Source organism: Acetobacter sacchari (assembly GCF_017377715.1).
GTDB classification, from domain to species: domain Bacteria; phylum Pseudomonadota; class Alphaproteobacteria; order Acetobacterales; family Acetobacteraceae; genus Acetobacter; species Acetobacter sacchari.
The window spans coordinates 21,382-40,906 of the sequence record NZ_JAFVMF010000001.1; the positions used below are offsets into that span (position 1 = coordinate 21,382).

Consider the following 19,525-nt stretch of genomic DNA (forward strand, 5'->3'; position numbering starts at 1 on the left):
CGGCTGGGCGCGGCAGGTGGTAATATACAACCTGCCGCGTCGTGCAAAAAAGAAACAGCTTCTCGAGTTGGCGTGGATTCTGAAAAGATATTTTGAGTCCAAATCATCATGTTTCGATTCTGCTATGTTACAAACATAAAATAAATAAACGATACAAGAAATTACAATTTGGCGTTAACTGGTAATAATCATATTAATTTAGTGTTAATTTCGCAACAGGCTGTGGCAATTGGGAAGCGAATTTTGAATTCGCCGTGGACACACGAGTTCAACAAAAACATGTTGCGCTTAGTGATGAACCCGATACATGGCGAAAAATATGACACACCAAAGAAAAGCTATATTTCTATGTTTTTCTTTTCTGGCGACGGGAAGTTTTTGTGTACAAAGCGAAATTGCCGCCGCCGCATCGTCTACCCAGATACAATCTGGAAAGTCACATAGGATTACGAAGAAAAGGGCAAATCCTGCACCCACATCAAAGGTTCAAAGTGCTCCTGCGAAGATAAACGCTCCTGTGTCGCATCAGTATTCTCAGGCTAGAACAGGAACTGTTGCACCCACCGTATTGCCGTCGATTGAAAGCAATACCAACGAAAGCGTCGTTGTTACCGGTTCCGCCTTGAGCACATCGGCAAATCACAACGCAAATCCTGTCCAGATCGTAACTGCCAAGCAGATCAATGCAACTGGCATGACGAATCTTGGGGACTTCCTGCAACGCCTGCCGTCGATTGGATCTTCGGGAACCACCAACTCGCAGACCAACGGGGGCGGGGGCGCATCATGCACCGACATCCGCAATCTGGGTCAAAGCCGAGTGTTGGTGTTGATCGATGGAAAGCGCACGTCTCTTAATGGCGCGTCGGCTTGCGTCGACCTGAACACCATTCCTGTTCAGCAAATCGCCAGCATCGAAATCCTGAAAGACGGCGGCTCCGAACTTTACGGCGCAGACGCTGTGTCGGGCGTTATCAATATCAAGCTTCGTCACGATCTGACGACGGGCAATATTACCATCAAAGGCGGCGTCACCGGGCAAGGCGATAACCTTACGGGTCAGATTTCCGGCTACAAAGGCTGGAACTTCGATCACGACAAGGGCAATATAACGGTCTTCGGGTCTTATATGAGTCAGGGCGGCGTCCTGCAGCGTAATCGCTCATGGGCTGCAAACGCGCAGACCAACAACCCGACATCGTCTTCAGGCGTGCTGCATGGTTCAAGCATAACGGGAGATGGCCTGTTTTACGGCAACAATACGGGCAACGCATACTCCGGCAACGGCTCTAATGGCGTGACCGATTATAACGGCCAGCGTTATCAGTACGGGCAGGCGCAGTCTCTGGAAAACGCCCTGCAAAACTCGACGATGTCTGTCGATGCGCATTATGCCGTGAATCGTCATTTCGACTTCTATATGAATTCTCGTTATTCTCATAAGACGTCGAACTACTACATGGCGCCGGAGCCTATCGCAGGCAGCCCGACGACAATCCTCCTGCCCACCAATTATCCGGGCAACACGACCGGTGAGCCGCTGCAGGTCTATAAACGGATGATGGAGTGGGGGAACGTCGCTTCGAAACGGCGCTTGATACCTGGACAAGTATGGCTGGTCTCAAAGGCGATATCGTCGGGGACTGGAAGTACGATGTATCCTACACTTACGGCATGAGCCGTGAGACGGACCAGACGGAGGGCGCCGGCAACTACCTGAAGCTGCTTCAGGAGTGGGGACTTGAACCCAGCAATCTCGGGAATCTTCAGGACCCGAATACGACGTTCACATATAATCCAAACAGCTGCGCCGGTAGCGCTGGCTGCCAGCAGTCAAGCGCATTCTCCACGCTGTCCCAGCAGGGAGCCGCGTATTCCAATTACACGACCATCAACCACTCTCTCTACCAGCTTCGTGACCTGAACCTGCGCATCAACAACAACCATGTCGCGAAAATGCCCTGGAAAAACGGCGGTTCGTTCGGCCTTGCTCTCGGCATGGAACACCGTGGCGAGTCCCTGAACTATACACCTGATCCGAACGTAGTTTCCGGCAATACATTGACCAACACGCAGGGCATTACGTCGGGTGGGTTCAATGTGACGGAAGGGTACCTTGAAGGTCGCCTTGAACTGCTGCGCAACGCGTTCCTTGCGCGTGATCTGACGATTGACGCGCAGGGCCGTTACTCGTCCTACAGCACATTCGGCAGCACCAAAAACTGGAAAGCGTCCATCAACTGGGCGCCGACTCAGGACATCAGCTTCCGGGCCACCCTGGGAACGTCTTTCCGTCAGCCGAATGTGTATGAAATGTACGGCGGTCAGGCTCTCAGCTATGAAACCGCGACGGATCCCTGCGCGCAGGTTTCATCCTATGGTACACTTTCCAACGCAGTGCAGGCGAGTTGCGCCAAACGCGGTATCAACACCGCGACGTTTACGCAGGCTGGCAGCGGACAGGTCGCCACGACAACGGGTGGCAACACCAAATTGCGGCCGGAAACCGGCCGTACCTACACGTTCGGCGCTGTGCTGACGCCCCGCTGGATCAAGGGGTTCTCTACCTCGGTCGAATTCTGGCACTACACGCTGCAGCACATGATCGACAGCCTGGGCACGCAGTACATCCTGGACTCGTGCTATACCGGCGCCGACACAGGTCAGTGTTCGTATATTACACGTAATTCCGGCGGTCAGCTCACCAACGTCAACGCCATTGACGAAAATCTGGGGAACATGATCACCAGCGGCATTGACTGGGATCTGAGTTATCACCTCATGGTCACCACGCGCGATGTGTTTTCCATCGAAAACAACTTCCAACGCCTGCTATCATACAAGCAGCAGAATACGGCTGGCGGCCAGTGGTACAACTACATGGGCTCTTTGCTGTATCAAAATACGGCGGGTGAGACGTCAGGCGTGCCCATCACGCGTGATTACCTGACATTGTCCTGGCAGCATGGTCCATTGTCCGTGAGCTACATGGTCAATTACATCAGTGGCATGCGCTGGAATAACGGTACCGCCAATCTGCAGCCGGTCGGGACGCAGCGTATCAAAACGCCCGGCATGTATCTGCAGGATCTGAGCATGACGTATACTTTCAACAGATGGGCGTTCACAGGCGGTATTCAGAACATCGCCAACAAGAAGCCCCCGTTTGTGGCCAGTGCGACTGACAACAGCGTCGGCGGCATGTATGGCAGTTATTACAACGGTCGTTACTTCTTCCTGCAGGCTGGCATGAACTTCTGAGGTAAAATACCCCTGTCCACATTTCATTGCGGACAGGGGTATTTTAAAGAATTTCGAATACTAATTTTAAATGCTCGTATTTATTTTTCGTCAAAACCACGTACGGATACCGAATGTGAAGTTCACATTGTGAACTGTGGTGTTTGCCGAACGCGCCATCGCTGCAGCCTGTCCGAAAACACCGGAATAGGTCACGCCGATATAGGGCGCGAACTTTCTGCGCCATTCGTAGCGCAGGCGCAGCCCGGCATCGATGTCCGACAGGCCGGTTCCAACGCCTCTGGCGCGATCTGACTCACTATAAAAATTCAGTTCCGCCTGCGGTTGCAGGATCAGGCGATTGGTCAGCAGGATATCGTAAGATCCCTGAAGCCGGGCGGCTGCGCCGCGATCACTGAAATAGGCTGTCGCCTCCAGATCGAAGAAATAGAGAGCCAACCCTTGCACGCCGACTGCGCCCCAGGCGCGTGTGGGGCCGCTGTCGATATCGACGCGCACGCCAGTCTGCAGGTCGAAGTACCGGGAAATCGCGTGATCGTAGAGCGCCTCGTGATCGCCATCGCCGAAGCGTCCGCTTGTCCCGACCGTTCCTTCGGACTTTAGCCAGAGCTTATCGTAATCGCTGCCGTACCAGGACTGCGCGTCATAACGGAACTCGCCGCCGCGGCCACTGTAACGGGCTTCGAATTCATCAAGCAGGCCATGAAAATATCGGTTCTGATCCATCACCGGCATGACGCCGTTGATGTAATGGACCGGCGTGTTGGCGACGCTTGCAGGGGCAGTCCGACCCGGCGATCGCACTCTCATGCCGCTCATGCCGCTCATGCCGCTCATGCCGCTCATGCCGCTAAGGCGCGGGGTCGCGCCGTCCTGCGCCGTGTTCGGTGCCGGTGGGGAGCGCATCAACTGTGTTTGCGTTTTCTTGCCAGTCGCAGATGCCTTCGTTTGGTTCTCGGCGCCGGGTTTTGGTACGTGTACAATGCTTCGGGTGGGCATCGTCATGCCCGGCATGTCCATCCCTTGCATCGCGTCGTTTGGTTCGGTGGCGTGGCCGATGGGCGCGGGGCTTATGGCCAGCGTCATGAGGGCGGCGAGCGACGTCGTGCGACGGCGGCTCACGACACAACCACCGTACGAAACATGCCCGTGTCCATATGGTACAACAGGTGGCAGTGATAGGCCCACAGACCAGGCGTGTCGGCGGAGACCAGATAACTAAGACGCTCGCCCGGCTTTACAGTGATCGTGTGCTTGTAAGGGCGGAATGTGTCGTGGCCGTTTTCCAGTTCGCTCCATAACCCATGAAGGTGGATCGGATGCTCCATCATCGTGTCGTTGATAAGGACGAAGCGGACACGTTCGCCGAGGGCGAGACGTATAGGTTCAGCTTCTGAAAACTTCTTGCCGTCGAAGCCCCAGATGAAGCGCTCCATGTTGCCCGTCAGATGGAGAGTGATCTCCCGAGAGGGAGGGCGCGGATCCGTGCCGGGGCGCGTCGCGCGGAGATCGGCGTAGGTGAGGACGCGCCGTCCGTTATTTTCCAACCCGTCCCCTGGTTCGGTCAGGCGGTTCATAGGCGTCGGCGCGACGTTCTGGACTTCGACGCCAGTTCTGAGCGCGGCGGGCGTTGTTATTGGGAGCGGAGCGCGCCCTTTGCTGTGGGCGGAAGGCATGGCCATACCGGGCATGTCCATGTTTGCGGCATCATGCTCGTTCTGGGCGCCGCCCATGTTCATGCCTGTCATTCCGGCCATCCCCATATCCGCCATCGTGCGCAGAGGGCGGGGGTCCATTGGTGGAATGGGACCCAAGAGGCCGGGTTGCGTCGCGAGCACGCCGCGCGCGTAGCCGGTGCGATCCTCCGACTGCACGAAGATCGTGTGCGGCCCTGCGCTCTGTGGCTGCACGATCACGTCGTATGTTTCCGCCGGGCCGATGCGGAATTCATCCACCGGCACAGGTTCGACATCGTTGCCGTCGGCGGCCACGACAGTCATCGACAAACCCGGAATTCGTACGTCGAAGAGCGTCATGGATGCGGCGTTGATGAAGCGCAGGCGGATGCGCTCTCCGGGACGAAACAGACCGGTCCAGCCAATATCCGGCGGCTGCCCGTTCAGCAGGTAAGTGTAGATCACGCCGGAGACGTCGGAGATATCTGTCGGAGCCATGTTCATGGCGCCCCAGCGCAGGCGGTCACGCACTGCGCTTCCCAATCCGTCGCGGCGAGCGTCGCGCGCGAAGGTTCCGACGGTGCGCTGGCGGAAATTGTAATAGTCGCTGTTGAACTTGAGGTTGGAGACGATGTCTCGCGCGGCGACGTCGGTCCAGTCGGACAGGACCATGACGTAATCGCGTTCTGTCTGATGGACGGGGCCGGCGGCAGGGTCGATGACCAGAGCGCCGTAGAGCGCGCCCTGCTCCTGCCCGCCGGAATGGCTGTGATACCAGTATGTCCCACTCTGGCGGACCGGGAAGCGGTACGTGAACGTCTCGCCTGGCGCGATGCCTCCGAAGCTGAGGCCGGGCACGCCATCCATATCCGCCGGGAGCCGCAATCCGTGCCAGTGGATCGAAGTCGCCTCGTCCAGACGGTTCGTCACGTCGATCCGCACATTGTCTCCCTCGCGCCAGCGCATGGCTGGGGCCGGGGCGAGACCGTTCACTCCGGCGGCGTCAAGGTGTGAGCCATGGATGGTCATGGGTACGGTTTCGACAGTCAGGCTGAACGACGACGAGGCCAAAGGCGGGGGTTGCGGCGTCTTCGGGATGACAACGTCGTTGGCGAGTCCTGCGTTGGCGAGGGCGGGCGACGCTTGAAGGAAGCGCGGCGCGGCGCAGGCGAGGGCGGCGCCGGTTACGAAACGTCGGCGCGGCAGCGCGCCCGGCGGTCGCGATATGGTACGGAGCATGATGGAAATCCGCGAAAGGTTCGGTCGCGCCAGCAGGGTTCAGGACGTTGGGCGGTTACCCGGATCTATCCGTCCGGGCGGCCTCATCGCGTGCTGGCGAAGGGGAGCGCGGCGCAGGCCGCGTCAGACCGTGATTCTGGGCGGAGGCAGGTCGGGCGCACCGGTCAGGCCCGGCGTGCCGGGGGTCGGATGCAACGCATACACGACGGGACGCTGCGCGAACGTCAGTACCAGACGCAGCGGCGCGGCGGCGAGAGGGACAGCGGCGCTCTGCGTGCAACACATGCCCGGATGGTAAGGGTGGTCTCCCGTGTGGGGATGCGCCGATGGCCCGCTCATGTGCATGGTCGTCGCCGCTTTGTGACAAGGCGCGCTCATGCAGGTCGCCATGCCATGATTGGCCGAGGTCATGGCGTCGCAAGACGTCGCGGATGCGGGGCCTGCGAACAGGGGCGCGATCACCAACGCCGCCACGATCAGCAGCGCGGCGAGAAGGCGTCCAACTTGCTCCGGGCGACGCTTCGTCACACCCAACCTCTTCCACGCGTGGCTCCGGCGATCGTCGCCGGAACGTCTCTCCGACTTTACCGAAGCTGGGTGGCTGTGGGCAAGGTCGGACATGATCGTTGTCTTGCCGCTATGGGGCGGCGACGTCCTTTCGCCGTGCCGACGCTGACGATATGCGTCGCCAACATGGCGGTTTGGAAGTGACGATTGCGCGGTGTTTGGCAGGTGCTCCGTAAATGCGGAGCAAACGCTGAGGGAGCCCGACGTCGCAACCAGTCGAATTTACGGCGCCCGCTCTTGAAGGGGGGGATTGCAAGCATGTTCGTGAAATTTTCCTACGCACCGAAATATAGCATATTGCATATTTCGACACGCTTGCGTTAGAGAAAACCTTCACTCCGGCGTCCGGCCGGAATGGCGCGTCTTTAGAGGCTATTTCTCATGCTTCCTGCGAAACGAAGAAGATCAACTACTGATATACAGAAATATAGTATATGCTATATTTCTGGTGAATGGCCATTCGGCGCGCGTCGATCATGGGCCCCGCTGTGGTTGGCCGCCAGCTTGGCTCTCCCCTCCGCGGGCGGCGCCTGCGCGGCGCCTCTCGCGGAGGACTCTTCGTCTTCGTCACAAGGGACCGACGTCAGTCACCAGCCGTCGATCCGGATCCGCGCGCAGAGTGACGCCACCACCGGGGCGAACGCGTCGCGTCAGGGATCCGCTATTTCGAAGCAAACGCGCCCTGAACATGTTGACGTCGTCGGTCACCTCAATCGAGAACGCGCTCGTATTTTTTCTGGTCTGGGCGCAGTCGATTACCATATCGACCAGCATCAGATCGGCGTTACCCCAGGCGGCCAGAACGCGGCGTTCAATCAGATATTGTTGCGGACGCCCGGCGTCGTTCTCGACAGTTATGGCGAAGTGCATGTGCGCGGAGAACACGGAGGCCTGACCTACCGCGTCAACGGCGTGCTTCTGCCCGAAGGGCTGAACGGCTTCGGGCAGGAACTGGATACGCGCATGATCGGGTCCGTGGACCTGCTGACCGGCGCATTGCCTGCGCAGTTCGGATTTCGCACGGCCGGGGTGGTGGACGTTACGGCCAAGAGTGGGGAGAGTCTGAAGCACAACCAAATGTCGTTGTATGGCGGAAGTTATAACACTTTTGTCCCTTCTGTTCAGTTGGGCGGTCAGCACGGAAAGCTGGATTACTTCACGACCATATCTTTCACACGCAGCAATATTGGCATCGAAAACCCGAGCGCCGCCTTCCGCGCCGTTCATGATGTCACCCGGCAGGAAAAGGCTTTCTCGTATCTTTCGTATCAGATCGATGACGCCAGTCGTGTGAGCCTGCTGAGCAGCGTATCCTATGCGGATTTCGAGATTCCGAATTCGTTCAAAACCTTCGATCAGTCCAGTCCGCGCTATACGACCATCTATGATCTGGCTGGCGTCAATGTGCTTGATCCTGCCATGAACTGGGCCAATTTGAACGACAGCCAGACGGAGCAAAATTACTACGCCGTTTTGTCTTATCAGCGCACGACTGAGAGGCTGAATTTTCAGGCGTCGCCATATTTTCGCTACGGACGGATCGACTACACGCCAGACCGTGATCGCGATCTGATCTATCAAGGCGTCTCGGAACATGAAGTCAACGACTTCGCCACGGGCGGCATGCAGGCCGATTTGTCATGCGATGTCACGAAAAATCACACGATACGGGCAGGCGTCCTGGGTCAGTATACGTCCGAACGACTGGACACCAACACACTGGTGTTTCCTGTCGATACGACAGGGCGCCAGAGTTCCAGCATACCTGTGCGGGTGATAGACAACACAGGAAATTGGTCGGTTGAAGCGGGTGCATATATTCAGGACGAGTACAAGATCACCCGGACTTTGACTCTCAATTACGGGATTCGTTACGATCGTTTTGCGTCGTCTTTTGGCAATGAAGGACAGTTGAGTCCAAGGGCCAATCTGGTCTGGAGACCGAATCCCGCCACCACTCTTCATGCTGGATATTCTCGGTATTTCGCACCGCCCTCACCGCAATACGTCTACCCCTCGACATTGGCGAAGTTTTCCGGGACGACCAACGCCGCCGCCAACATGATTGATGACGCGACAAAGGTCGAAAAATCCCATTATGTGGACGTCGGACTCCTGCAACGCATAACACCCGAACTTCAGATTACGCTCGACGCCTATGCCAAATGGGCGCATGACCTGACAGATCTCGGGCAATTCGGGCGCGCGGTCATCCTCGCCCCATTCAGTTATCGGCGCGGGCGAGTTTACGGCGCTGAATTCGGAAGCTCGTGGAAACATGGAGCCTGGTCAGCGTTCGGCAATTTCTCATACGTCAAGACGGCGGCGCGGGACATCAACTCGGCGCAGTATCAGTTCGATCCGGAAGAACTGGCCTATATCCGGGCGCATAATATCCAGCTTGATCATCAGGGAGAATACGCCGCTACGGCAGGGCTGTCATGGACCGCGAAGCGTGACATGGCGTATATCGACTTTGTCTATGGCTATGGTTTACGCAGCGGTTTCGCCAATCTGAAAAAAGAACCGCAATATGAAGTGTTCAATATTGGCTATCAACACACCTTTTCGAAGGTCGTCGTGGGGAAAGATATAAAAATTCGGGCTGATGTGATGAATCTCTTCGACAAACGCTACCAGCTTCGAGATGGAAGCGGGGTCGGCGTCTATCAGGCCCAATATGGACAGAGGCGCGGGACGTTTTTCTCCGCTGTTTTTGATTTTTGAGATTTTAACAGAACTGGTCAGGTGTGCGGGTGACGACGATATTTCGAGGCGAGCAACGGACATCGGGGGGAGTGTTGGTCGCGAAGATATCGGCATCGTCGTAATGTATTTTTATTTTAACTAAATAAATCAAATGAAAAATTTTCAGATATTTTTTCAATTCCGTCGATGCAAATGCTCCGATTCATCTTGTTCAGGAGCAGGATGCTCCGGCGCCCACCGTGAAGTCTCAACTCATGAAGATCATCCGGGTGGGGCGCCAGATGCCCGCTATGTTCATCTGTTGCCCGTCTGACGTGGCGCGGTCACAACTTCCGATGGAGGGGGGCGCTATCGTGGCGGCTTGATTCCGTCCCATAGCAAGGTGACCACATTAGCGACATAAGTTGCGTCAGTTGTCTTTTCGGAATCTGGATCGCCGCAGATGCGGCTGGAAAAAGCCCGGTTGTGCAGTACGCCAAGCAGGGTCGAAGCGAGCACCTGCGCATCGCTCCGGGCCAGTTTTCCCTGATCCTGCGCCCGTCCGATCCATTCAGTCAGGGCCCTGAAGGCTCGTGCCGGAGCAGACTCCTCAGGATCTTCCTCCGAACACAAGGCGCCCGTCGCAATCCCGCTGGTCTGAAGGACCGTGAAACCAGCGTGCAGATCTTCGAAGAAAGCCGAGATCGTGCAGGCGATTTCGATAACCTGTTCCCTGATTGGCCGGTTGTCGGGACCAGACTCAAGCGTTGCGATCCATTGAATTTCCTTCGGCGCTCCCAGCGCCGCCAACATAAGGCCCTGCTTGGAACCGAAGCGGTTGAAGAGGGTCGTATGGCTGACGCCGATTTCCCGTGCGATGTCCGCCGCCGAGATGCTCCCGCCGCGTTCCAAAAAGCAGCGCCGGGCGATGGAGAGGATGTGGTCGTCCGGTACTTCTTTGGGGCGTCCGATTTTCATTCCTGATTCCGACTTGACGATTCACCTCTGCATAATATCTTTCTGTCCAGAAAGAAATAAAGAGGCATCCAACTATGAAGCGCAATCCTAACCTGAACTGGCGTAAAGTGGACCCCGGCTCCCTGGCTGCTCGAAAGGCCATCGTGATCGGTGGGACGGGTGGTCTGGGCCGGGCTATCAGCCAGGCGCTGGCAGGACGCGGCGTGGCCGTCACAGTGGTGGGGCAGACGTTCCGCGACAAGGATGTCGCCAATATCGGCTTCGTGCAGGCGGATCTCAGCCTGCTGAAGGAGGCGGAGCGTGTCGCGCGTGAGCTGCCGGCAGAACGCAGCGACCTGTTGTTGTTCACGACCGGCATTTTTGCAGCGCCGAAGCGTCAGACGACGGCGGAGGGTATCGAGAGGGACATGGCGGTCAGCTACCTGAACCGTCTGGTGATGCTGCGCGATCTTGCTCCCCGTCTGGGTAAGCGGCGTGGTGAGGATGCGTCACGCGCGCGGGCATTCGTCATGGGCTATCCGGGCACCGGTCAGCTAGGCGCGCCGAACGACCTGAATTCAGAGCAGACCTACACGGTAATGTCCGCGCATATGAACACCGTTGCCGGTAACGAGGCGCTGGTGGTTGACGCCGCTCATCGTTATCCCGATCTCGACGTATTCGGTCTCAACCCGGGTCTGATTAAATCGAGCATCCGCAGTAACCTGATGGGCGCGGACAGCCTGAAGCATCGGATCATGGAATGGCTGATCGGCAAGCTGGCCCCGAGCGCCGACGAGTACGCGGCGCGGATTTTACCTTTGTTATTTTCGCCTGATCTTGATCACCGCAGCGGGGCGTTCTTCGACCGCAAGGCGCAGGCTATTCTTCCGTCCAATGGTATGACCGAAGCGTATGCGCAGCGCTACATCGCGGCCTCGGAAACGCTGGCGGCCAGGACTGGCGTCCGTTTCACCACATAATCTGCAGCTGTGACTGCAGGGACGAAAAACAGAGGAAGATCGCCTGTAATCGATCTATCCGCGACCCTAAGGGCAGCGAGCGCCAATCGCGTCGTCATCGCAAGGGGCTCTCATGCCGGGAAAACCCCTTTTCTCGATTGGGTAAATGCAACCCCCGTCGGTCGGCTCTCCAATCGCCTTTGCGCGATCAAGGGGTTTTCGTGAGGAGTGCTCTGGATCTAACGTCTTCGCCGGAAGCTATTATTGCGCGGCACGCGGCGCAGGCGTCAGCGGCGTGATGCGGACCAGAATATACGGACGTTCTTGCATGTCGCGGCCGTCATGGAACGCGGGCAGACGCGACCACTGCCCCACCGTCATCCAGAGTGAATTTCCGTCGAGAGCGAGGCCGTCCGGCGCGATCAGGCGCGGGTCCTGCGCTACGATAGACAGCGTTCCGTCGGGGGCACGGTGCAGGACGGCGTGGCGTTCTATGTCCGTCAGATACAGGGAGCCGTCCGGCGCGGTCGCCATGCCGTCCATGACGCCGACTTCGCCCTCGTCTTTGACGGACGCCTCGATTGCGGCTTCGCTCTGCGTCGGATCGGCCAGGATCGCGGTCGGGGCGCTGTAGAGTCTGCGCGCTGAAAGTGGCGACCAGTAAAGGCGGCTGGAGTCCGCGCTGAGCGTCAGGCCGTCCAGACCGCCCTGCGCCATCGTCGGGTGCTCGGCGTCATAGTGGGCCAGACGCCCATCCACTTCCATCACCAGATCTGGATCGGCGTTGACGTAGCGCGTGCCGGAGAGGACGCGCCTTCCCTTGCCGGAGGCCAGGTCGATGACCATCAACGCCGGATGATCGTCGAAAGAGGTGTCGGTGACGAACGCTGTGCCCTGCGGCCCATGCGTAAGGTCGATGCGCACGTCGTTGACATGCGTTTTGGGGGTCGCGACAGGCTCAGTCAGGGCGTATCGGCGGACGATCCGGTTACTCGCCGGGTCGATATGGATCAGCGCGGGATGGGATTTTGCCGTCGAATCCGCGCGCAGACCTTCATCGACCAGCCAGAGCTGGCCGTTGCCGTCGACGGTCATGCCGAGCGGGGAGACCAGCGTCTTCTGTGCGGCGACGTCGGGGAAGGGCGACAGTTTGCCGTCGCGGTCTGACCAGGTCGCCAGCACGGGACCGGGGTGCTTCTGCGCACTGGTAGGAAAGGCGAGGACGAGGCGACGATCCGGCAACAGGGCGATTCCCGACGGCTGCGCGCGATCGAAACGACCCATTACGGTCACATTGCTGGTTGGCGTAGAGCCGTGATCGACGCTGTCGGCAGCCGCCGCGCCGTAGGCCGTCAGGAGCGCGGCGCACGCAAGGAACGAGTGGCGGGTCGATCTCCAGATACGGCGCATGTTTTTGTTCTTCCTTATATGTGGGCGGGCCTCTCGCTGACCAACCTTTGCGGGGGAGGCTAGCGGTGCGGCGCGTCGCGCTGCAAGTCTACGAACGCGCTCGACGGCGGCGCGTTCGCCCTTGCCGCAGAAGTCGGAAAGACCTGCGTGTGAATGATTCAGGAAAAGCGGGAGAAGTCCGGCGCTCTTCGCTCAGCGAACGCGGTGAACGCCTCCCGCGCTTCAGGGGAAATCAGGCGGCGGGCGAACTCCTCACTCTCTGCGTTCATTCGGGCCAGAATGGTGTCGGTGTCGCGCATCAGGCGGCGGGTGGCCGCCACTGCTCCGGCAGGCAGAGTGACGAGGCGCGCGGCGATCGCCTCAGCGGCTCCTGTCAGCCCTTCGCGCGACGTGATCCGGTTCGCGAGCCCCCAAGCCAGTGCGTCCTCCGCCCCGACAGTCTCGCCCAGCGCGAGCATCGCGAAGGCCCGCGCATGACCAATCCGGGCGGGGAGGAGAAAGCTCGACGCCGCTTCCGGCACAAGGGCGAGGCTGACGAACGGGGTGCTCAGTCGGATATCGTCCGCGAGGAGCACATAATCGCAATGCAGCAGCATCGTCATACCGACGCCGACCGCGTGACCGTGCGCGGCCGCGACCAGAGGTTTCACATTGGTCGCCAGCGCCTGGAGGAAGCGCGTGACGTTGCGCAAGCCGCTCCCCGCCGCCATGGCTGCGAACTCTCCAAGGTCGTTGCCGGCGGTGAACGCTTCTCCCTCTCCCCTGATCAGGATCGCGCGGGTCGAGGCGTCGGTCTGTGCGTCAAGCAACGCGTCTGCGAGAACGCCGTACATGACGTCCGTCAGCGCGTTCTTCTTTTCCGGGCGGTTCATGACGAGCGTGAGCACGCCGTCCGACTTGTGGACTTTGACGAGATCGGTCACGTCGAGTTCTCCATTGCGATGGGCGCCGTTGCGCACATGCCTCGACGCACGCCCGTCCGCCGGACCGGGAAACGCGCCCGCTGCACGCTGGTTCGCCTTTAAATGTTGGCAACAGCCGGAGATGGCGGCAAAACAACTTAATGGTAGCGAATTCTGACGAAATGCGCCGCGCCGCTCCGCGTCGCCAGCGCACTGCACGCGAGCACGGTGGAACGGCGCAGGACGCCCCGACGGCGGATGACGGGCAGGCGGGGGAGCGACGTCAGGAAATTCTGGAGGTAGCGGCCCAGCTCTTCGCCGAACATGGCTACAGGTCCACGTCTATTCGCGACATTGCCGACCGTGTGGGCATGCTGCCGGGATCTCTGTACTACCACATACGCTCGAAAGAGGCGTTGTTCGTGGAAATCCACGACAAGGCGCTCGACGCTGCGGCGATCCGGGTACGCAACGCCATAGAACCCCTCGCCGACCCCTGGGATCGCCTGCTGGCGGCGTGCGAGGAGATGGTCGAGATTCAGCTCAATCCCAGTTCCCTGACGTTGCCGATCATGAACATCTTCCGTTCGGTTCCTCCGGAGGTGAAGGTCGCCCTGCTTCGAAAGCGCGACGAATTTGAAACAATTTTCCGCGCCATAGTGGAGGGCCTGCCTCTCCCGGCGGAACTGGACCGCAGCATCTACCGCATCCTGTTGTTGCGGCTGCTGAACACGGCCGACGAATGGTATCACGAAGGACGCCTGACGCGTCGTGAGATCGCGGGGCAGATCGTGGCTATTTTTCGCCATGACGCGACGCATGGAGAGACGCAAGCCTGACGCGTCATTGTCGCGTCAGCTCTGCAACGCCTCCATGGGACGATCGGCGAGGATGGCGTCGAAGACGAAGCGGGCTGACGGAGTCATCCGCGTGTCCGAAAGCCAGGCGACGCCCATGGTCATGAACATCTCCGATTGAAAAAAAGCGTCGTCGAGCGTAACGGCCAGATTATGCGGATGCGTCAGCATCGAGGCGGGGACGAACATCAAGGCCTCCGCTGCTGCGCCGATCTCCGCCGCTGCGATGGGGGAGTTGACCTCGATGATCCGCCGGGGAAGAGCCAGTCCCCGCGACTTCAGCAGGGAATCGAAACGACCCCGCATCGCCATGCCGTGAACGGGCAAAACCCAGATCCTGCTGACGAATTCTGGCCATCGACGCAGCACGTCGGAGAAGCGCAGGTTCGCGTCCTTGTCCACCACGACGCAGAATTCGGTCGTCAGAGGTTCGCAGGCGAAGCGCGGATGCACGTCGATCTCGTGCAGGTCGATCAGCAGCATGTCCAGGCGGTTCGCCTCCAGCTCCGATAGAAGCGTCGCGCGCATGCCGTATTCGCAGCGGAGAGTCAGGTATGGATGCTCCCGCTTCACCGTGGCGCACCAGTTCGGCAGACGGGTGTGCAGGGCGGGCGCCTGAAAGCCGATGGACACTGTGCCCCGGAGGCTCTTGCCCATGTGCACGATGTCTTCGTTCAGGGCGATCAACTCGGCGTCGATACGACGGCAGGCGGTCAGCACGCGGGCGCAAAGTTCCGTGGGTTCGAGCGCCCCGCCCAAACGCCGGAACAGTTTCGCCCCGAGAAGTTCTTCGATTTCTATGCAGCTTTTCGATACGGCGGCAGTGGAGACGCCAAGCCGCAGAGCGGCGGCCTTCATGCTGCGGGTGGTGTCGAGCGCATGGAGAAGCGTGATGTGACGCAATTTCAAAAAGCGTCTGACGTCCGGGAAATCATTTGCTTTCTGCATGGCGCCCTCCAGCTTTGGTTATCAACCAGATGGTTAACGACGCGCAACAAGATTTCCTTAGGAGAAAACGTTTCGATTGTTTCATAATTTTCAAAGCGGAGTTTTCGAAATCGGGGCCAGGGTATGGCGCCAAATTTTCCATACATTTCCAGTAAAAGACGCATTTTGTCACACGCGTAGGCATGAACGCGCGAAATTAAAGGATATGGAATGATATCTGGGCGTGACGCGACATCGCATAGGCCACATGGCAGAGTTTTGGCCCTGCGCGGCAGGGCGCCGCAGGGCCGAATAAGGGTCGGGGCGGTGTCCGCCGCGCTGCTTCCATTGATCGGGTGCCTGGTTGATGGAGAGGCTAAAGGGACGCCTCGCTCTCGCCACGTCGACAAGACCACGCATGCAGGCGCGACGACGGGCGCCCATGGGCTTCCCGCCGCTGCGATCCGCCCTGCGACCCATCCGGCTCACGTCAACGGCGCCGCCGAAACGTTGAGTGTTAGCGGCGCACGGCGCGCATTCCACTTTTCCCAGGCGCAGCGCACGGCCGATTCCGCCACGCGCATTACGGCGGAAACATTGGTCCGCCATGGCGTCGTTGGTCTGACGGGACTTCAGAATCTGGCGCCGAACGTGACAATCCAGAGTCTCATGGGAACGGCCAGCACGAATTTCTTTATTCGCGGCGTTGGATTTAACGATTACACCCAGAATAACACGTCATCTATCATGACCTATATTGACGACGTGCCTTTTCCCCTGAGCACCATGGCGTCAGGCATGATGTTCGATATCGCTGACGTGGACATCCAGCCCGGTCCGTCGGGGACGACGCACGGTCTGACGGATTCGGGCGGTGAGGTGAATATCCGGACGGCCGATCCGACCGAGACATGGCACGGAGGCGTGACGCAGGACATTGCGAGTTACGCTCGCAGCCGGACCGATCTCTACATTTCCGGCCCGATCACGGACAAGCTTTCGTTCCGGATAGCCGGACAGACGATGCACGGCGGAGGGTGGCAGTATAGTCCGGCCAACCACACGCATCTTGGGGACGCGAATGAAGGCGCGCTACGTGCCAAGCTGCTCTGGAAACCGGACGAGCATACGGAAATCAAACTTACCGGGCACTGGACGCAGGACAATTCGGGCGTTGTCGTCGGTAAGCCCGTTCTGAATTTTCTTCCGGCGGCGCAGTCCATTCCGACGCTGGGCTATCAGCAGGCGAACTGGGATCTGCGCCCCCAGTTCGCGAAACTTATCGGGCGTTCAGCGAATACGATGCCGTCGGAGCATAACACGTTCTGGGGTTTCGATCTGAATATGTCGCACGACTTCGGTTTTGCGACACTGCGCAGCATCAGCGCTTATGAAACGGAACGAGAGGGTGAGTACACCGATCAGGACGGGACCACCTACGCCAGCGGAGATCAGTATCGCAATATCGTCGCGAACTCTTTCACGCAGGAGGTCAATCTCAAATCAAATGACCATGGACAGCGCCTGCAATGGGTTGTGGGCATGACCTACAATCGGGTTCGCATGTCTCAGCAATTTTATTTCGATTTTACGGATTACGTGCCGTTGCGCGGCTACCTGTCTGAAACCTCTTTCCGGCAGAACCAGCAGACGTTCAACCAGTATGCGCATGTATCCTATCGCCTGCCGTATAACATCACGCTGTTCGGCGGCATCAACCACGAAGCCGACGACCGGCAGCTTCTTGGATTGCGGACGGTGCACTTCGGGATCAATAATCTGAATTTCAATAACGAAGGCGCGGCGGCCAACCAGTTCGCGGGAACTGTAGGCATCCAGTGGCAGGCCGCCAAAAACCTGATGTTCTATTACAAGATGAGCAAGGGCTTCAAACCGGGCGGGTTCACGGGAAACAACACCGTCGTGCAGGCGCAGTTGGCTCCGTTCGGACCGGAGAGCCTTCTCGCCTACGAAGCCGGGTTCAAGAGCGACATCATACCGAACGTGTTTCGCCTGAACGCATCAGCCTTTTATTACGATTACCATAACCAGCAGTATATCAGTTCGTATCTGGTGCCGAGCTACGGGCCGCTCGGTATGTTCGTGAATATTCCCAAATCCGAGATATGGGGGGTGGAATTCACTACGAATATACACCCGCTCCCTCATGTATATCTGATGCAGAATCTCGGATACGAGAGAGGAAAATATCAGAAATTTCTGGCGCTGAACTCGACAGCCACGAACGCCTATTACACTGCCAATCATGTATGGCAGGGAATTTATACCGATTACGGCGGCGTTGATTCTGGCATCCCGAAGCTGACGCTGAACGGTACGGCTGATTACCGCTTCAATCCGTTGCGCCATTATGAGCTGGAGACCGGCCTCGACTGGATGTATCGCGGCTCTCAGGCGCTGGTTGCGGGCGGTCTTGGCTCGTATCGTCTCCCCGCGTATTTTCTGATGGGCGCGCATATGACGTTCCATCCCGTCAGCGATCGCTGGTCGGCGACGATCTATGCGTCGAATCTTCTGAACCGGCAGTATTTCGTGGCCGGTGGACAGGCGACGACGACGTATTTCTGGATTCCCGGCGCGCCGCGTTTCATCGGCGGCCGTCTGAGCGCCAATTTCTGAGTTTGATCTTCACATAGAGCAAAAGTCGTGGGGAGGCGTCGATGTCCAGCCAGTTCAAATCCGGCGCCACAACGTCGGACGCCGTCCAGCCCAGCCCGCCGGTCAGCAAGGTCGTATGTCTTGCAGCCGGAAGCATCGGAAATTTTCTCGAATTCTATAACTTTATGGCGTACGCGTTTTTCGCGCCGATGATCGGGCAGGCGTTCTTTCCGGTCAAAGGCGCGCTTATGCAGCTTCTGGCGGCGCTTATCACCTTCGCGGCAGGCTTTCTCGCCCGCCCGTTGGGATCGCTGGTCATGGGGTTCTATACGCAGCGGATGGGCGTCGGAAGCACGTTGATGGCGACGTTTCTGATGATGGCCGCAGGGTCAGCGCTTCTGGTGGTGACGCCTGATTATGCGACGATAGGCGTGTGGGCGCCTGTACTGGTGTTGATTTCACGCTTGCTGCACGGGTTTTCGGAGGGCGGAGAGGTAGGCCCGGCCACAGAGTTTATCTATTCATTACGGGGGGAGCGAGATGCGGGCGCGATGGCGTCCGCGCAGGCGCTGACGCAGTTCATGTCTCAACTGGCGGCGGTGGCGATCGGTCTCGTGTTATCGGCGACGCTCTCGCACGAACAACTCTATGCCTGGGGCTGGCGCGTGCCCTTCGTTCTCGGACTGGCCATCGTTCCATTCGGCCTGTTCTTCCGACGCCTCGCACTAGGCGGGCTGGATCAGGCGGCTGCACAGCCGGTCGTGACGGAATCGTCGCGCGAGCCGTTCCCGTGGCTGGTCATCGCACTGACTTTCTGTGTGATCCTGACGGGAACCGTCACGACCTATCTCCGCGCCTTCGGCGCCAGTTATGCGATCTCCGTGCTGCATCTGTCGCCAACGCTGGGCATGGCGGCGATGTCGATTGGCCTGATAGCGGGGCTCGCTGCGATTGTGACGGGTATCCATCTGCAACGCTCCTGCCGCCCGCGGCCACTGATCCTCGGCGTGTCTGGCGTTTATCTCATCGTTATCCTTCCTGTGTATCATTTCTCGGTTCATAGCCCCGGCCTTGCGAGCCTCATCGTGCTCAACGTCGTGACGAACGTCATGCCCGGACTTTTGTCCGCAGTAAGCTCCGAACTGGTCCTGCGCTCCATTCCTGCGGCGCAGCGCAGTTTTGTTTTTGGCGTCGTCTATTCCATAACCGTATCGGTGTTCGGCGGCGCGACGCAGCCCTTCGTGACATGGTTGATTCTCATGACCGGGAACGCCATGGTTCCCGGATATCTTGCGTCGATCGTGATTCCTGTCGCGCCGATCGCGTTGCTCGCCCTGTCGCGCCGCGCGGCGAAGCGCAGCGCGCAGGAGGTGAATGGCGAGGCAGGTCTTCGGAGTTTTGAAGTCCCCGTGTCGGCGTTTTCGGAAGCGTAACCTCCTCCGTGCGCCATAAGGAAATAT

The 19,525-nt window shown here is 58.7% G+C and carries 14 protein-coding genes; 7 read left to right on the plus strand and 7 right to left on the minus strand.

What is annotated here, in order from left to right:
* Window positions 1-307 precede the first annotated feature (307 nt).
* Both J2D73_RS20595 and J2D73_RS20600 read left to right on the plus strand, forming a co-directional pair.
* On the plus strand, window positions 308-1,678 hold the full coding sequence (locus tag J2D73_RS20595; RefSeq protein WP_243429491.1) for a TonB-dependent receptor plug domain-containing protein: 1,371 nt from the start codon (window positions 308-310) through the stop codon (window positions 1,676-1,678).
* Window positions 1,612-3,261, plus strand: coding sequence for a TonB-dependent receptor domain-containing protein (locus tag J2D73_RS20600; RefSeq protein ID WP_243429492.1), 1,650 nt, complete (start codon window positions 1,612-1,614; stop codon window positions 3,259-3,261). The genes J2D73_RS20595 and J2D73_RS20600 overlap by 67 nt, the downstream gene beginning before the upstream one ends.
* Before the next feature lie 90 nt (window positions 3,262-3,351).
* On the opposite strand, the gene J2D73_RS00125 is transcribed toward J2D73_RS20600, so the two are convergent.
* The 3 genes from J2D73_RS00125 to J2D73_RS00135 all read right to left on the minus strand — a co-directional run bounded on the left by J2D73_RS00125 (window position 3,352) and on the right by J2D73_RS00135 (window position 6,797).
* A complete protein-coding gene (locus tag J2D73_RS00125) occupies window positions 3,352-4,071 on the minus strand; it encodes a copper resistance protein B (RefSeq protein WP_243429526.1) in 720 nt (239 codons plus the stop codon).
* 308 nt (window positions 4,072-4,379) lie between these two features.
* Window positions 4,380-6,176 (minus strand): copper resistance system multicopper oxidase, encoded by a 1,797-nt coding sequence (locus J2D73_RS00130; protein WP_207878261.1) that lies wholly within the window; start codon window positions 6,174-6,176, stop codon window positions 4,380-4,382.
* 123 nt (window positions 6,177-6,299) lie between these two features.
* On the minus strand, window positions 6,300-6,797 hold the full coding sequence (locus J2D73_RS00135; protein WP_207878263.1) for a hypothetical protein: 498 nt from the start codon (window positions 6,795-6,797) through the stop codon (window positions 6,300-6,302).
* A 450-nt stretch (window positions 6,798-7,247) separates the two neighbouring features.
* Between J2D73_RS00135 and J2D73_RS00140 the strand changes: the two genes are divergently transcribed.
* Complete coding sequence (locus tag J2D73_RS00140; RefSeq protein ID WP_243429493.1) at window positions 7,248-9,470, plus strand: TonB-dependent receptor; 2,223 nt, start codon at window positions 7,248-7,250, stop codon at window positions 9,468-9,470.
* 330 nt (window positions 9,471-9,800) lie between these two features.
* Here J2D73_RS00140 and J2D73_RS00145 read toward each other — a convergent pair whose 3' ends face one another.
* On the minus strand, window positions 9,801-10,409 hold the full coding sequence (locus J2D73_RS00145; RefSeq protein ID WP_207878265.1) for a TetR/AcrR family transcriptional regulator: 609 nt from the start codon (window positions 10,407-10,409) through the stop codon (window positions 9,801-9,803).
* Between the two features lie 74 nt (window positions 10,410-10,483).
* On the opposite strand from J2D73_RS00145, the gene J2D73_RS00150 reads away from it, so the two are divergent.
* The gene (locus J2D73_RS00150; protein ID WP_243429494.1) at window positions 10,484-11,371 is read left to right on the plus strand and encodes a Rossmann-fold NAD(P)-binding domain-containing protein; all 888 of its coding nucleotides are present in this window, start codon (window positions 10,484-10,486) and stop codon (window positions 11,369-11,371) included.
* Window positions 11,372-11,611: 240 nt separating this feature from the next.
* On the opposite strand, the gene J2D73_RS00155 is transcribed toward J2D73_RS00150, so the two are convergent.
* Together J2D73_RS00155 and J2D73_RS00160 are read right to left on the minus strand one after the other, a co-directional pair.
* Window positions 11,612-12,760 carry an L-dopachrome tautomerase-related protein gene (locus tag J2D73_RS00155; RefSeq protein WP_207878267.1) on the minus strand — a complete coding sequence of 383 codons (1,149 nt, stop codon included), beginning with the start codon at window positions 12,758-12,760 and terminating at the stop codon, window positions 11,612-11,614.
* 158 nt (window positions 12,761-12,918) lie between these two features.
* Entirely contained in the window at window positions 12,919-13,683 is a 765-nt protein-coding gene (locus J2D73_RS00160; protein ID WP_207878269.1) for an enoyl-CoA hydratase-related protein, read from the minus strand.
* 140 nt (window positions 13,684-13,823) lie between these two features.
* On the opposite strand from J2D73_RS00160, the gene J2D73_RS00165 reads away from it, so the two are divergent.
* Complete coding sequence (locus J2D73_RS00165; RefSeq protein WP_243429495.1) at window positions 13,824-14,501, plus strand: TetR/AcrR family transcriptional regulator; 678 nt, start codon at window positions 13,824-13,826, stop codon at window positions 14,499-14,501.
* Window positions 14,502-14,516: 15 nt separating this feature from the next.
* On the opposite strand, the gene J2D73_RS00170 is transcribed toward J2D73_RS00165, so the two are convergent.
* Entirely contained in the window at window positions 14,517-15,467 is a 951-nt protein-coding gene (locus J2D73_RS00170) for a LysR family transcriptional regulator (RefSeq protein WP_207878271.1), read from the minus strand.
* A gap of 306 nt (window positions 15,468-15,773) precedes the next feature.
* On the opposite strand from J2D73_RS00170, the gene J2D73_RS00175 reads away from it, so the two are divergent.
* Window positions 15,774-18,086: a TonB-dependent receptor gene (locus J2D73_RS00175; RefSeq protein ID WP_341534992.1), complete on the plus strand. Its 2,313-nt coding sequence runs from the start codon at window positions 15,774-15,776 to the stop codon at window positions 18,084-18,086.
* Window positions 18,087-18,127: 41 nt separating this feature from the next.
* Entirely contained in the window at window positions 18,128-19,498 is a 1,371-nt protein-coding gene (locus J2D73_RS00180; protein ID WP_207878275.1) for an MFS transporter, read from the plus strand.
* The last annotated feature ends 27 nt before the right edge of the window (window positions 19,499-19,525 follow it).